General features: G+C 41.2%; 18 protein-coding genes. 16 read left to right on the top strand and 2 right to left on the bottom strand.

Translation table 11 applies throughout. The features are described from left to right. Positions 1 to 3: 3 nt before the first annotated feature. From glpK to GWP43_RS02595, 15 genes are all read left to right on the top strand, one after another. Positions 4 to 1,497 carry a glycerol kinase GlpK gene (gene glpK / locus GWP43_RS02660; RefSeq protein WP_162662498.1) on the top strand — a complete coding sequence of 498 codons (1,494 nt, stop codon included), beginning with the start codon at positions 4 to 6 and terminating at the stop codon, positions 1,495 to 1,497. Positions 1,498 to 1,500: 3 nt separating this feature from the next. Continuing rightward, entirely contained in the window at positions 1,501 to 3,054 is a 1,554-nt protein-coding gene (locus tag GWP43_RS02655; protein WP_162662496.1) for an NAD(P)/FAD-dependent oxidoreductase, read from the top strand. Positions 3,055 to 3,105: 51 nt separating this feature from the next. After that, positions 3,106 to 4,353 carry an NAD(P)/FAD-dependent oxidoreductase gene (locus GWP43_RS02650; protein WP_162662494.1) on the top strand — a complete coding sequence of 416 codons (1,248 nt, stop codon included), beginning with the start codon at positions 3,106 to 3,108 and terminating at the stop codon, positions 4,351 to 4,353. A gap of 117 nt (positions 4,354 to 4,470) precedes the next feature. Then, a complete protein-coding gene (locus GWP43_RS02645; protein WP_162662492.1) occupies positions 4,471 to 5,061 on the top strand; it encodes an SAP domain-containing protein in 591 nt (196 codons plus the stop codon). Between the two features lie 201 nt (positions 5,062 to 5,262). Then, a complete protein-coding gene (locus GWP43_RS02640; RefSeq protein WP_162662490.1) occupies positions 5,263 to 6,543 on the top strand; it encodes an integron integrase in 1,281 nt (426 codons plus the stop codon). Between the two features lie 330 nt (positions 6,544 to 6,873). After that, positions 6,874 to 7,899 carry a hypothetical protein gene (locus GWP43_RS02635; protein ID WP_162662488.1) on the top strand — a complete coding sequence of 342 codons (1,026 nt, stop codon included), beginning with the start codon at positions 6,874 to 6,876 and terminating at the stop codon, positions 7,897 to 7,899. Between the two features lie 158 nt (positions 7,900 to 8,057). After that, complete coding sequence (locus tag GWP43_RS02630) at positions 8,058 to 8,549, top strand: hypothetical protein (RefSeq protein WP_162662487.1); 492 nt, start codon at positions 8,058 to 8,060, stop codon at positions 8,547 to 8,549. Positions 8,550 to 9,025: 476 nt separating this feature from the next. Then, entirely contained in the window at positions 9,026 to 9,295 is a 270-nt protein-coding gene (locus tag GWP43_RS02625; RefSeq protein ID WP_162662485.1) for a type II toxin-antitoxin system RelB/DinJ family antitoxin, read from the top strand. Further along, positions 9,292 to 9,702 (top strand): PIN domain-containing protein, encoded by a 411-nt coding sequence (locus GWP43_RS02620; RefSeq protein WP_162662483.1) that lies wholly within the window; start codon positions 9,292 to 9,294, stop codon positions 9,700 to 9,702. Before GWP43_RS02625 ends, GWP43_RS02620 begins: the two co-directional genes overlap by 4 nt. A 247-nt stretch (positions 9,703 to 9,949) precedes the next feature. Next, positions 9,950 to 10,441 carry a hypothetical protein gene (locus tag GWP43_RS02615; protein ID WP_162662481.1) on the top strand — a complete coding sequence of 164 codons (492 nt, stop codon included), beginning with the start codon at positions 9,950 to 9,952 and terminating at the stop codon, positions 10,439 to 10,441. Between the two features lie 23 nt (positions 10,442 to 10,464). Next, positions 10,465 to 10,611, top strand: a complete 147-nt coding sequence (locus tag GWP43_RS14205; protein ID WP_203232438.1) for a hypothetical protein — start codon at positions 10,465 to 10,467, stop codon at positions 10,609 to 10,611. A gap of 261 nt (positions 10,612 to 10,872) precedes the next feature. Then, positions 10,873 to 11,322: a hypothetical protein gene (locus GWP43_RS02610; RefSeq protein ID WP_162662479.1), complete on the top strand. Its 450-nt coding sequence runs from the start codon at positions 10,873 to 10,875 to the stop codon at positions 11,320 to 11,322. Positions 11,323 to 11,428: 106 nt separating this feature from the next. Next, positions 11,429 to 11,650 carry a hypothetical protein gene (locus tag GWP43_RS02605; RefSeq protein WP_162662477.1) on the top strand — a complete coding sequence of 74 codons (222 nt, stop codon included), beginning with the start codon at positions 11,429 to 11,431 and terminating at the stop codon, positions 11,648 to 11,650. Continuing rightward, positions 11,650 to 12,051, top strand: coding sequence for a type II toxin-antitoxin system tRNA(fMet)-specific endonuclease VapC (gene vapC / locus GWP43_RS02600; protein ID WP_162662476.1), 402 nt, complete (start codon positions 11,650 to 11,652; stop codon positions 12,049 to 12,051). The genes GWP43_RS02605 and vapC overlap by 1 nt, the downstream gene beginning before the upstream one ends. Before the next feature lie 88 nt (positions 12,052 to 12,139). Next, complete coding sequence (locus tag GWP43_RS02595) at positions 12,140 to 13,183, top strand: restriction endonuclease PLD domain-containing protein (protein WP_162662474.1); 1,044 nt, start codon at positions 12,140 to 12,142, stop codon at positions 13,181 to 13,183. 356 nt (positions 13,184 to 13,539) lie between these two features. Here the strand turns inward: GWP43_RS02595 and GWP43_RS14435 are convergent, their stop codons facing one another. Continuing rightward, complete coding sequence (locus GWP43_RS14435; protein WP_330997104.1) at positions 13,540 to 14,157, bottom strand: integrase catalytic domain-containing protein; 618 nt, start codon at positions 14,155 to 14,157, stop codon at positions 13,540 to 13,542. 222 nt (positions 14,158 to 14,379) lie between these two features. Continuing rightward, positions 14,380 to 14,826 carry a hypothetical protein gene (locus tag GWP43_RS14430; protein ID WP_230977954.1) on the bottom strand — a complete coding sequence of 149 codons (447 nt, stop codon included), beginning with the start codon at positions 14,824 to 14,826 and terminating at the stop codon, positions 14,380 to 14,382. Between the two features lie 129 nt (positions 14,827 to 14,955). Between GWP43_RS14430 and GWP43_RS02585 the strand changes: the two genes are divergently transcribed. Beyond that, positions 14,956 to 15,168, top strand: a complete 213-nt coding sequence (locus GWP43_RS02585) for a toxin HicA (protein ID WP_162662472.1) — start codon at positions 14,956 to 14,958, stop codon at positions 15,166 to 15,168. Positions 15,169 to 15,179: the final 11 nt, after the last annotated feature.

The raw sequence follows: 15,179 nt of genomic DNA, 5'->3' as shown, positions 1-15,179 counted from the left end.
GATATGAAAAAGTATATTTTATCATTCGATCAGGGAACAACCAGTTCCCGTGCTATTTTATTTGATAAAGCCGGTATGATTATCGCTACTGCACAGCAGGAATTCACCCAGATTTTTCCTAAGTCCGGATGGGTGGAACACGATGCTATGGAAATTTGGGGGACACAGAGCGGTGTTGCCCGGCAAGTATTGGAAGAAACCGGAACGCGCCCCGATGAGGTTGCAGCAATCGGGATTACCAACCAGCGGGAAACCACCGTCGTGTGGGATAAGAATACCGGAAAGCCCGTATACAATGCGATTGTGTGGCAGTGCCGCCGTACCGCTTCCATCTGCGACGAACTCAAAGCAAAGGGCTGGACGGATACGATACGAAAAAAGACAGGGCTTATCATCGACGCCTATTTTTCCGGCACAAAAATAAAATGGATACTCGATAATGTTGCGGGAGCACGCGAGCGGGCGGAACGGGGCGAGCTGCTGTTCGGGAATATCGACACGTGGCTTATCTGGAATTTGACCCGCGGCAAGGTACACGTTACCGACTACAGCAATGCATCCCGCACCATGTTGTTCAATATCAACACCCTGCAATGGGATGATGAAATTCTGACGGAACTGAATATTCCGCGCATCATGCTGCCGGAGGTAAAGCCGTCAAGCTGCGTGTACGGCAAAACCGATGAACGCACCTTCGGCGGCGCCGACATCCCTATTGCAGGAGCCGCGGGAGATCAGCAGGCGGCGCTGTTCGGGCAGGCGTGCTTCGAAGCGGGCATGGCGAAAAACACTTACGGTACCGGCTGCTTTATGCTGATGAACACCGGCACTGCGCCGATTATCTCGCAGAACGGGCTGTTAACGACCATTGCATGGGGCATCGGGGACACGGTAACTTACGCGCTTGAGGGAAGTATCTTCGTAGCAGGAGCAGCCGTGCAATGGCTGCGGGATCAGTTAAGACTGGTGTACGACGCCGCAGAAACGGAGTATTACGCAGAACGGGTAGAAGATACAAACGGCGTATACGTTGTGCCTGCCTTTACCGGCCTCGGCGCTCCGTATTGGGATATGTATGCGCGGGGTGCGATTGTGGGTTTAAGCCGCGGCGCCAAGCGTGAACACATTGTCCGCGCCACCCTTGAATCGATTGCCTACGGGACACGGGATGTCCTTTCCGCAATGGAAAAAGATTCCGGCATTACGCTCAAGGCGCTGAAAGTAGACGGAGGCGCGGCAGTCAATAATTTTTTGATGCAGTTCCAAGCAGATATTTTGAACGTACCGGTACATCGCCCTCAGGTGCTGGAAACAACCGCACTCGGCGCCGCATACTTGGCGGGACTGGCAGTCGGCTTCTGGAAAGATATGGAAGAAATTAAACGCAACTGGGCAGTAGACCGCGCATTCACCGTTCAAATGGACGAAGCGGCGCGGACACAGCGCTATGCCGGTTGGCAAAAAGCGATAACGCGCGCCATGAATTGGGACGACTAACTCATGTATGATGTGATTATAATCGGCGGGGGCGTTGTTGGGTGTGCTATTGCACGCGAATTGTCGCAGTACCGGCTAAGCATTGCATTGCTCGAAAAGCATTCGGAGGTTTGCGAAGGTTCCTCCAAGGCAAACAGCGCTATCGTGCACGGAGGCTTTGATGCAAAACCGGGCACATTAAAAGCCCGCCTCAATGTGCGCGGAAACGAATTGATCCGCCGCCTTGCGCCGCAGCTTCAGTTTCATTTTAAACAGATAGGCTCGTTAGTTGTCGCCTTCTCCGATGAAGATATGGAAGCAATCAAAATGCTCTATGAACGGGGCATTGCAAACGGCGTGCCGGAGCTTGAGATTTGGAATCGGGAAAAGACCTTAGCGGAAGAGCCGAACCTTTCGCCCGAAACGAAGGGAGCGCTGTTTTGCGGAACTGCCGGTATCGTGTGTCCCTTTGGGATGACGTATGCCTTTATCGAAAATGCGGTAGAAAACGGTGTTGAGCTGATATGTGATGCCGAAGTAACCGGCATACAAAAAATAGATGAGGATATTCAACACGCGCCAACACAGGATACCGACGTTCACGCTGTAACTGCACAAACGTCGGCGCAAGCACCTACCTTTTCCGTAACGACATCGCAGGGAGTTTTTACTGCGCGGTATGTTATCAACGCCGCAGGGCTCTACGCGGATAAGATTGCCGCGATGATCGGCGACTACGATTACGCTATCAATCCCCGCAAAGGTGAGTACCGTGTGTTGGATAAGGTATGCGGCGATCTGGTGCATCACGTTATCTTTCAGGCGCCGACCAAAATGGGCAAGGGCGTTCTGGTAACTCCCACCTATGATAACAACCTTTTGGCAGGGCCGACGGCACAGGACGTTGACGACCGCGAGGATACTTCGACGACGCTTGCCGGTCTGAACAAGATTGACAGTTCCGCAAAAAAATCGGTACCGGCGCTCGACTTCCGAAAAACCATACGCACCTTTACCGGCGTGCGCGCCCGTCCGAGTACCGGCGACTTTATGATCTATGCTTCAAAGCATGCAAAGGGATTTATTCACGCCGGAGGCATCGAATCTCCCGGATTAAGCTCGGCGCCGGCAATCGCCGAATATGTTGCGGAGCTTGTGCAATATGCAGGAGCGGAATTGATAAAAAAGCCGCACGTTGTTAGTGCACGGAAAGGTATCAGTCAGTTTTCCGCCCTTTCCAACGAAGAGCGGGCTGCCCTGATTGCGGAAAATCCGCTCTACGGACGGATTATCTGCCGCTGCGAAACGGTAACGGAGGCGGAAATCGTTGAAGCAATCCGCCGTCCTGCCGGAGCGCGTACCGTTGACGGTGTTAAGCGGCGGGTACGTCCCGGAACAGGACGCTGTCAAGGAGGCTTTTGTACGCCGCGCGTTTTGGAAATCCTCAGCAGGGAATTACAGCTGCCGATGGAAAACATCGCCAAATCGGACAGGGGTACGGAGATCGTGTTGGGAAGGTTAAAAAATACCGCAGAGAGTGAAATCCGCAGCGGCGGTTCCCCAAAGCATTCAAGGTAACCTGTTCAAAAACGGAAGGTTCCGGACAGGTTGATTAAACGGAAAAAGAGCATGATGAAATATGATGTTGTAGTGATTGGAGGCGGCCCCGCAGGTTTGGCGGCAGCCCTCGCCGCGCGGGAAACCGGCGTAAAAAAAATTTTGATTATCGAACGCGACCGCGAATTGGGCGGCATCCTCAATCAATGTATCCACGCCGGCTTCGGCTTGCATGAATTTAAAGAAGAACTGACCGGGCCGGAATATGCGCAGCGCTTTATTATGCAGACTGCACAAACGGATATTCAGGTAATGCTGAATACAATGGTACTCGATATTTCGCCGGAGCGGCTTATCACTGCGGCAGGGACGGACGGGCTTAAAACCATACAAGCCGGAGCCGTTGTGCTTGCGATGGGTTGCCGCGAACGCACTGCGGGCGCGATTGCCGTAAAAGGGTACCGTCCGGCGGGTGTATATACCGCGGGCATGGCACAGCGGATGATGAACATGGAAGGCTGCCGCATGGGGCGCGAGGTTGTCATTTACGGCTCCGGCGACATCGGATTGATTATGGCGCGGCGCATGACACTCGAAGGTGCAAAGGTAAAAGCTGTCGTAGAGATTATGCCGTTTTCGAGCGGGCTCAACCGGAATATCGCTCAATGTTTGGAGGATTACGGTATACCGCTTTTGTTAAGCCATAATATCAGCTTTATCCACGGAAAGAACCGGCTGGAAGGCGTTACCGTTTCGCAAATCGATTCGCACTTTAACGAAATTGAAGGCACACAAACCTATTATCCCTGCGATACGCTCCTTCTTTCGGTAGGTCTGATCCCCGAAAACGAGCTTTCGATAAAAGCCGGTGTCACACTTGACCCGATTACCAACGAGCCGATGGTTGACAGCGCGATGCAAACAGAGATACCGGGAATATTCGCCTGCGGTAATGTTCTGCATGTGCACGACATCGTCGATTTTGTAACACGGGAAAGCAGAATCGCCGGAAAACACGCAGGGCTGTACGCGCTCGGTGCTCTACCCGATTCGGCTTCCGTTCCCTGTACACCCGGCAAAGGTATCCGCTATGTGATGCCACGCAAGGTGTTGACGCACATGCCCGACGGGGTTAACCTCTTTATGCGGGTGGATGCCATCTACCAAAATGCCACCGTATCGGTAAAATCGGGAAACACAGTGCTTGCAACAAAACGGATTGCCCGCATGATTCCCTCCGAAATGATCAACATACCGTTGAGCGCCGACAAGATACGTTCTTTGACGGAACCGATCACCGCAGAAGTTACAGCTCAGTAATGAGGTGTTAGCCGAACGCAGCGCACACAGAAATCAGGATATCAGTATTGATGATAGTATCATAACCGTTAATGCCTACAGTTATACAATAATTACTACACATAAGCAAAAGACTCTATGACAATACAAGAATTTGAGAATAAATATTGGTACATGAGTGAACTCAAAGCATTAGCAAAATCGCTTGAAATTCCTTTTGGTTTAAAAATACGAAAGGATCAGCTTGAAGAGATGATTATTCAGTTTTTGGAAACCGGAACGGTGAATAAAAAAAATAGTTATCGGAGTAAAAGCCGGAATAGAGATATATTGAATAGTCATACTTATGTTGAAAATTTTAGCAACAAAAAAGAAACATGGGAATTCATACATAGTGAAATGGACAAACGGATTCCGGGATTACAACCGAAATCAGGGGCAAAATATTGGCTTAATCGATGGATTGAAGATAAACTTTCTCATGGTGAAAAAATAACTTATAATGATGTCATTTGTGAATATATTCGGTTAAATAAAACTGAAGGAAAACTTCCTCAAATTCCATCCTGTAAATTTAATAATTTCATTAGTGATTATCTGGCAAATGAAAAAAATGCAACAAGAGAAGAGGCATTAGAGGCATGGAATGAGCTAAAAGCTATTAAGGCAAAAAAAGATTATATAACGTGGAAAAAGATCAACAACCCCGACACAGAGATAAATATATAGAGAAAATGTCATTTAACCGCGTTAACCAGACAACAGTGGTACGTCCCGTTGTAGGTTAAGAGAATATTAGATGGATTGCCCGTTGGCCGGTTTTTACTTTTAATATTTTATTCGTGTCGAAAGTTTAGTACATGCCGTTTCTCGGCTGCGCTCTGCGTTTTTTTGGGGGATTGCGACTGAAAATAAATTCAGGAGGTTTTTATGTTTATTGAAATTCAACCTTATGAGAACGAAACGTTATCAGTACGTTTTAAAGCAGGTAGAGAAGATTTTTCTAAAATCTTGCAAGCGATAAAAAAAGTACCCAACAGAGCTTGGATTCCGGCTCAATGCTTTTGGACTATTCCTGCTGATCGTAATTCTTGTGATCTTTTATTAAATAATATGTATAGTGAAGGATTCTGCCGTGTAGATTCCGATTTTATCAGGGCAAACTGTGAAGGCGCTGATAGCGATCCTCATGATGCTGTAGTTTTGAATACCGAAATGATCAGGGAAAGCAATACGCCTGATGCATCGGATATTCAGGATATTTTAAGAAAGTTTGATGCAGTGATTACTGCAAAACACTATAGCAAACGTACACGGGAAGCATACAGCTATTGGATAAGCCGTTTTATCCGAGAACATAAGGATAAAAACCTTAAAACATTTTCCGATGTGGAGATAAATTCCTTTGTGAGCCGTCTTGCAACAAAAGAAAAGGTTGCCGCATCAAGTCAAAATCAAGCTCTTGCGGCTCTTTTGTTTCTCTATAAAAACATATTAGGATTAACGATACAAAGTCCTGAAAATATCATCCGTGCCAAAAAGTCTAAGAAGCTGCCTGCTGTACTGAGCCGTGAGGAAACGGCAAAGCTATTCTCTTTGTTGCCTGAAAACGATTATGGTCTTTTTATTCGCTTACTTTATGGAACGGGAATGAGGTTGATGGAAGGCTTGCGGTTACGAGTACAGGATATTGATTTTGATAAAAATGAAATTACGGTACACTGCGGAAAGGGAGCAAAAGACCGTAAAACTATGCTGCCGGTATCTTTGAAATTTCCGCTGCAAAAACATTTGGAAAATGTCCGCCGCATCCATGAGGCAGACTGCAAAGACGGTTTCGGTTCGGTGCCGTTGCCGTCTGCCCTTGCAAAAAAATATCCTAATGCCGGTAAAACGTGGGCATGGCAGTGGGTGTTTCCCCAAGCACGCCGATGGCAAAATAAAGAAACCGGTGAGCAGGGACGGCATCATATTGATCCTTCGGTTATTCAGCGCACTCTGCACGAAGCTGTTTTACAGTCGGGTATTCCGAAGCCAATCGGCTGCCACACGTTCCGCCACTCATTTGCAACGCATCTACTGGAATCCGGTTACGATATCCGCACCATCCAAGAACTTCTCGGTCACAGCGATGTTTCAACCACTATGGTTTACACCCACGTCCTCAACCGCGGCGGTCTCGGCGTTCAAAGCCCTATCGACCGAATGTGATTTGTCTTTATCCTATTTAGTGAAGATAGGCCTAATCTGGCTGTTGATGATGTGTTCCGGCTGATATTATGGTAGAAAGATTTAATTTCTTATCTTGTAGCAGTTTATATTGAAAGCGCGTAGTTTCCGTGATATAATGAGGAAAGGTCGAAAAGATGTTATACGCACAAGCCAATGGCTTGGATATTTTTTGTTTATTAGGGCAAATTAGGAAGCGGTTGTATTAAAGCTCGCACGGAAGAAAAAAAATCAAGTAAAACAAAGAGGCGATTGAAAAATGGTTTCAAAAATATAATATAAACTATAAAAATTTTATAAAAAGGAAGATTAATGAAAAAAATATTTTTTCTAACAGTAGTATATTGCTCACTACTAATTTCTTGTAAAAATAATTCCGACGGTAAAAAACTCAGTTATGATGGAAAAATATTGACCGAACAGTTAACACAAAGAGAATTTGATTACTCTAAAGCTAAAGAAGAATTAAATCGTGAGCGAACAGATTCACGAATTCCTTTTACAATGAATTTTTATGGTTGTTTGGGAAAACCTGTTTTAAAAGTAGAAGGGAATAATGACGTATATGTAATGTTAGATTCAGGCTCTACACGGAACTGGTTTTATTATTCTTTATTAGAAAAGATTAATGTGACTGAAGATGATTTCATACAAAAAGTAGTTGAATATATCAAACAGAATGAACTAGAGCTGATAAAGAATCATTCTTCAGAAAAAGAAGTTGCTCAATATTTAAAAAACGAATGGTCTAATTATAATCTTAATTATCTAGCTTCCGTATCTTTTGGAGACATTTCTCTGCGATATGATCCTAATGTTAGTGAAACTTTTGATGGAGTTATCGGAGCTGAATTTCTATTGAATTATGGCAGAGTTACAATAGACTTTATCAATCAATATATTATTTTAAATGACGAAAAACTTGATGGTGCTGCTTTAAAAATGTATCAAAGTCCTAATGATGAATTTGATATTTATTTTGAATATAGAGGACAACCTGAATTCGGAATGATTGATACAGGTAATTATGGGTTTACTCCAAGACATAATTTTGGAGATAGAAATCAACAATATGATATAAATGATTATTCAAATTATGGATATGGCTATAAAGATAAAGTTCCTATTACACCAAGAGTAATGTATTCTTATAATGATATAAAAATAGGTGAGATTATTTACAACAATATGAATGGTGCTTATTCAACAATAAAGGGCTCTGGTTTTAATAAAGGAGCACAATCTCATATGATGAAACTAAATGGGCTTGGTAATGTTTTTTTCTATAACCATATAATTCAATTTGATTTTGTAGATATGCAGTTTATTATTAAATAACAATACAAACAGGAATGTATTTGAATATAAAAAAAAGGGATTTGTATTCGTGAAGCAGAAAATTCATCTGTTTAAGAAAGAATGTTAGTTGGCCGCTCTCATGGATCCGCTAGTTTTTTAATTTAAAATATAATACAAATAAATAAGGTGTATAACAAATGGCAATAACGATGATAACAACTCTTATGCTGATGGTGTTTTATTTTCTTTTGTTGTATGGAGGAGTGGCTTTTGTTCAAAACAAGAAGTTTTTTTCTTCAGCCCCCAAAGAGGTTTATGATGCTGTTCCTGACCGAAAAGAAAGATTTCACGGCGCCCATATAATCGGTTGGATTATAATTGCAATTGCTTTTCTTATCCTTTTGGCTGCATTTATACTTGGAGCATGGGACGGAATTCATAATAATTTTAATTTTATTGAGTTCTTCATAAGATTTTTAATTATGCTTTACGGGATGGAAACTTTCGACGTTGTGTTTTTCGATTGGGTTCTTCTCTGTCATTCAAATTTCTTTCCTCGTTTTTATCCGGAAGTTAAGGATATCGTAGGTCCGCATTTATTTGGATTTAATTGGAAAACACATGTTATGCATTGCATTATATATATTCCGATTTGCGCCCTACTAGCATGGGTATGTACTTTGTTTTAGGAAGCTCATTTGTTATGGAAAAAGAATTAAGATTATTAGTACAAGATAAATGAAAGACGTCTAACACCCGCTTCAACCTGACATTGCGGACAAGCCGCAAATGCAGGTTAAGCGAATGTTATACCGACACCGCCGCATAGGGCGGTGATATAAAAGAGATATACAAAAACGAATCATCCGGATGAGTTGAGGAATTAAATCTATGTCAGATTAAAAAAGCAAGCAGTTTTGTTCTATAATAATAAAAATATCCTGAAACAGAAATACGAAATTTATTTGCAGAATTGAGTTTAAGAATAAAAAAGATCATTTTTGGGACAATACAGTTTGTATTAGAAAATGGGCATTTAAGTTTTAAATAGTTAAAAGTTCTATCATTAAAAAACAGCTTTGCTGTAACCTTGAAAAACAACTTATTTAAATATATAATATCTATATGAACGTATGAATATCGAATACTTAAAATGGAGGAAGTGATGATAAATACAACACTTGTTCAAGTTAGAGTTGATCAAGCTCTAAAAGATGAGGTTACTCATATCTATGATTATTACGGACTGGATTTACCGACAGCTATCAGAATTTTTATGAAAAAAACGGTTGCTGTTAATGGGCTTCCTTTTGACCTTCGCGATGAAGCAAATAAAAAAAATATTTGGCAATATTTTGGAAGTGGCAAGGATATCGAAATGAATATATCCACTGAACCGGATTTTTCTGCTGATACAAAGCTGGCGGTAATGTGAAATATTTTTTAGATTCAAACATTATAATCTATTTTATAAAGGGAACATTTCGTAAGATTGGCGAAAAACTGGAAGAACATGAAAAAGACATAGTTATTCCGTCTGTTGTTCTTGCGGAGCTCGAATACGGGGCAAGGAATTCCAACAATTATGAAAAGACCATTTCAGTGTATAAACCGTTTTTAGATTTATATCCGACAGCTGTTTTTGATAAAAAAGCATCGATAGAATACGGAAAATTAAGAAAAGTTTTATCGTCAAATGGTGCCATAATCGGTCCGAATGACATGATGATTGCAGCAACAATTCTAGCAAACGGTGGAACATTGATAACCCACAATGTCAAAGAGTTTTCAAGAGTAGAAGGCTTATTAATTGAGGATTGGACGATGGAATATCCGGTATAACACCCGCTTCAACGCTGACATTTGTTTTGTCACGAAAGTTGCTTGGGCGGTCGCCTCTGGCTCCCTTTTTATGCAACTTTCGCGCCAACTTTGCCGCTGCTATGCGCGTCAGCAAAGGCACAAATGCAGGTTAAGCGGCAGTTAGATTGACCTGCCTGAAGGCAGGCGGGTGTGGAACCAATCGAAACAGCCTTTCGACCGAAAAATAAACTTGCAATGAAAAAAGCATTGCGAAAGGAAGGTCGAAATGAAACAGAGAAAAGTAGTTTCAATGATTGGTGCATTGGCTGTAATGGTTGGTGCTGTACTTATGCTTACGGGTTGCCCAGATAACCCATCGGAAAAACCGGAATACACAAAAGACGAGTTTACATTAAAATTTAAGAATGAAAGTGGTCAAAAGTGTTATATAGAAATCAAAGGAAGATCATACGCCGCTGGGGGCATTATTGGCTTACAAGGGTGGGAAAACTCTTTTGACTTTCCGACCGTATTAAAAACCGAAATACCCGTCGGCGGCGAAAAAACGATTACCGTTAAAGATGTTGTTGTAAGCGGAAAAACTTCTAAACTAACATATTTTTACAATCCAAGGTTCGATATTCTTGTGATACCCGAAAGTTATGCATATACTGGTAAATCGGTATCATTTGACAGCGAATCAAAAATCCAATATACGGGAGGAACTTTCCACATAAAATTAGCAGGAAGTAAGTTTGAGTTGGATTATATAAATTAAAATGATGAGAGGAGTGTATAACTATGAGCAAAAATAAACCAATAAAACCGGCTGATAATCAATCAAATATGCAAAATTCCAACAAGGGAACATCTGGAACAAATCGCCAGTATGACCAAAATCAAGGTAATCGCGGAGAACAACTGAATCCAAATAAAAAAGGGAAGTAATGTATAACAAAAAATGAATCTAACACGGCTTCAACCTGACATTTGTTTTGTCACGAAAGTTGCTAGAGGCGGTCGCTGCTCGCGCAGCTCCCCTTTTAATGCAACTTTCGCGCCAACTTTGCCTCGCTACACGCTTCGGCAAAGACACAAATGCAGGTTAAGCGGGTGTTAGGTTGACGCCGCGTTGCGGCACTTATTGTTAATAAGGTAAATCTTCCGACATATTTTCGACTAAAGAAAATAAAATCATAGGAGGATTTTATGAAACGCTTTTCTAAATTTACAGTATTACTAACTACTGTATTATTGACACTTGCTTTTGTCAGCTGTAAACAGGCAGCAACAAATGAGGGTAAAACTCTAACTAAACTTAAAGCACCGACAAATTTAGTTATTAATTCGATAACAGATAACACAATTAGTTGTGCTGTTAATGTTACATTTAATTACAACGGAAAATTTGAGGGTGCAACGAACGTAATTTTAGGCTACTCGACTACAAATGATTCTTCTAAAGCCTCTTATGACACATATAATTCAACTGCTACTGTAGAAGCAGGGGAAAATACAAGAACGGTTAATTATACTGGCTCATATTATTTTAAGCCTACATCGGGGAAAAAATATTACTTCTGGTTAAAAGTAACAAGTTCTGCATATAATGTTTCTGACAGTTCTTGGAGCAATGTTGCTGAGTTTACCTGTCCGTAATAATTAAATAATCTGGCGGGTCAAGCCCGCCTTTTTTATAATATACTTGTAAACATACTTGATTTTTGCGATAAAATGTTATACTTTTATACTAAGAGGTGCGAAAATGCCGCAATTATCATTGTATGTTACGCAAGAGCAGTTTCTCAAAATTGAAAACGAAGCTCATGCAGAAAAAATGTCGCTTTCAAAATGGGTTGTAAGCAAAATTATGGAAAGGATAGAACCGCATTATCCGGAGGGCTGGGCTGATTTGTTCGGTTCTGTTTCAGATTCGTCATTTACCAGACCGGATCAACCAAAACTTGAAATGCGAGAGGCTTTTTAATGTATTTTGTAGACTCAAACACTTGCATTTACTTTATGAATGGAAAGTATCCGTCTGTTCGAGAAAAATTCTTGTCAGTTTCACCAAAAGAGATAAAAATTTCTTCAGTAGTAAAAGGAGAGCTTTTGCTGGGTGCATTTAAAAGCAAGACAAGAGAAAAGACTACAGAGAAAGTAGAAAAATTTTTAAAGCCGTTTGAAATTGTGGATTTTACAGACAAAATGTCTTACGACTATGCAGAAATCCGAAAAGATTTGGAGCATGCAGGTACACTGATAGGTGCAAATGATTTGCTTATTGCCGCCGCCGCACTGCATGAAAAAGCGACTCTTATTACTCACAATACGAATGAATTTTCAAGAGTAACCGATTTGAAAATTGAAGATTGGGTAGAAGAATGAAAACCTAACACCGTTTTCAAAGCCGACAAGTTGCTGTTGCAACTTGCGGTTTAAAACAATGTTATGTGAAGGCTCCACGCGAGGAGATATGATGAATATCATTGGTAATATTTCTGGGAAGCATATAAAGATAATAAGAGATCTCGCAAAACAAGCAAACGAGCTGTTCTTTTTAAGTCCTTTTTGTTATCAAGACTTTACGGATTTTTTTGAAGAAGTAATACATAATCAGATAAAAAAAGTGACTTTAATAACTACACTCAAACCTGAAGATGCAAGTTATAAATCAAATTCACTTGTATCTTTTATTGATGAATTAAACAGTAGAAACATTGAATGGTCTATAAAAATTGATAATAAACTTCATGGAAAGTTATACTTTTTTATAAATGATGGAATAATAAAAAATGCTATAATAACATCTGCTAATCTAACTGATAATGGAATGATTAGCAATCATGAATGGGGCTGTGTAATAAGTGATACTAAAGAATTACAAGTTCTATTTAATGAAGTCTTATCTGCTGTTGAAGTTAATGCACTAAGTGAGGATTCTGTTATAAAATTAATGCTAGCAGTTGATGAATTTAATAGGAGGCACCCGATAACCAAAAATAATACGGAACAGATTAATTTAAATGATATTATCATAAAAACAACAGACATTATTTTGAAGCCAGAAATACGTATTTTTCTTAAGCCATATGGATCAGCTAATAATAAAATATATGATGGTGACTTTTCTCAAAAAGACAAAATGCATTTCTCAAAACGAAGACCAAATTCTGTAAGGATGAATGACTTACTGATTTGCTATGCTGTCGGATCAACTAAGCTCACTTCGATTTTTAAGGTTACTTCCGAGCCACAAACAACTGGTAAGCCTACCGATAGATGGCCTTGGTATGTTGATGTAGAGAATCTGACCCCAAAATATGGGAAAAAATGGTTTACTTTCGATCACACTCTCTCAAAAGTTGCAGATATATTTTTGCAAAAGGATAATAATAATTATTTAACATACAATGGTGGTAGGACATTAGGGGCATTTCAACGTGGTTCAGATAAAATAAGATTAAATGATGATTTCGGAAAGTTCTTAATTGAATTAATTGAAAAATCAACCGTCTAACACTCGCTTCAACACTGACAAACGGAACTATGCTCGTTTGCGGATTAACTCATTGTTGAACGGACGCTGCGTGTCCGTTCAACGGGACGACAGAACTTCCGCCTGTCGTCCGATACGCAGAGCCGTCCAGCATGTGGATTAAGCTGATGGCAAAGCTCAAAAACCTTGCGGCTTTCTCGCTTCTTGCGGCATACGTCGCCCGTTAGACAGACTAAAAAAATCATATAGTTTTTAGAAATAAATAAGCATTAATCTATAATTTAAAAAGATCTAAAAACACACCTACCGTATTTACTCACGTAAAAATCTAACCGAAAGGCTTCCGGTTACTCATGTAAAAATCTAACCATAGCACTCTATGTCCAAGGCTGGGCAATAGCGATAAGTTTACTCTGCAAGCTTTGCGTTGTCTCAAGCAGTTGTTGTAGATCTAAGCCGTTCTTCCTACGGCACAACTCAGCCTTTACCGCCTCGCTTACATCAGAGCTTTCCATCAACCTGCAATACGGCGTCTTTGCCGTATCATATTTTTTTACAACCTTTGCGTCTATCCGTTGTTTTGAAATAATTTTCATCGAAGGGAAAAAGAAATTGACCAGTGCATTGTACTGTTCATAAAGGGCAGCCATGACCGCTCGTGCCGCTTCTCCCTCAAAGCGATAGTAACCGACGATGCGTCTTACGACACTATCATTTTTCTGTTCAACAAAACAATTATCATTCTTTTTATATGATCTGCTCCGAGTGAAAATAACTTCATTACTTTTACACCATTGCAACAGCTGTGTATTTTTGAACTCACTTCCGTTGTCGCTATCGATGCCTTTCATTTGAAACGGAAGTTTCTCTTTCACATCTTCTATTGCTTCTTTTACCCATCGATGAGCTTTGTTTAAAAGGGCTCGGTTTTCTGTCCATCCGGAATGAACATCGGTAAGGGTAAGCGTGCAAATATACTGCCCTTGGGTACTTATGCCGCAGTTGGCAACGGTGTCAACCTCAAAAAAACCCGGCTTACGTTCATCCCAATCGAAAAAGGTACGGATGGGGATGAACTTGTTAAGATTCTTTGCAGGCCGTGTTGTTGAAATACCGCGGATGGAATGTTTCGGGATTTCCGGCTTGAGAATCCTGCCGACTGTCGCGTTTCTCTACCGATGTACATCCTTGTACATCGGTAGAGGACAAGTTTTGTTTCAAAACTTGCTTTTAATTATAGCCCGTCCATCCGTGGACGTTCTGAGAGGAGGTTTTTCTTTCAGTTGTTTATCATAGCCGAACTTTTGAGCAAAGTAATCGATATTATCCCGAATGAACGGCACGAGTCGTTTTGAACATAAGTACATCGAAAAAATCCACAGCCGGATGGCTTCTTGTTGTACGTCTTGACCGTAGTATTTTTCATAGTTCCGCTTTTTGAGCGTCTTTGTAATGACCTGTACGCTCTGTTTTGCGACATTGTTAAAGTGCGTGACTTTTACGTAGGCACTGTTTTTCAGAACGTGAATGGCATACTTTCGATTGTAACCGGTTGTTGCGATGAACTCATCGAGTATTTTCGTCTTTTGCTTCTTTCCTGCCGTACAATACCGTTTGGCCGTTTCTTCGCTCAATTTCTTTTTCGTTTTCATGTCTAACCCCATTGTGCCCTTCCTTTGGGCTTCTATTTTGGGTTAGATTTTTACGTGATGAACAGCTTTTTTTTCGGTTAGATTTAACGTGAGGCAATGCGCTTTCTTGACACCATATATAACACCACTTATAATGAGATTATGGCTCAATGGGAAAAACTTCTGGCTAAAATACTATCTCTTGATAAAGATATGCGTTTTACAGAACTCAAGAAAGTACTACAAAGTTACGGCTATAGGATGACACAGCCAAAACGAGGGAGCAGCCATTATACTTTTCGAAAAGATGGTTGTAATCCGATTACCATTCCAAAACATGAACGTTTATTTTCAGCCGCTAAGCCGCGCGGCTGAAAAACACTGCC

This window comes from Treponema vincentii (assembly GCF_010365865.1).
In the GTDB taxonomy this organism is placed as follows: domain Bacteria; phylum Spirochaetota; class Spirochaetia; order Treponematales; family Treponemataceae; genus Treponema.
The sequence above is the reverse complement of the archived record's forward strand: the minus strand, read 5'-3'. Positions and strand labels throughout refer to the sequence as shown.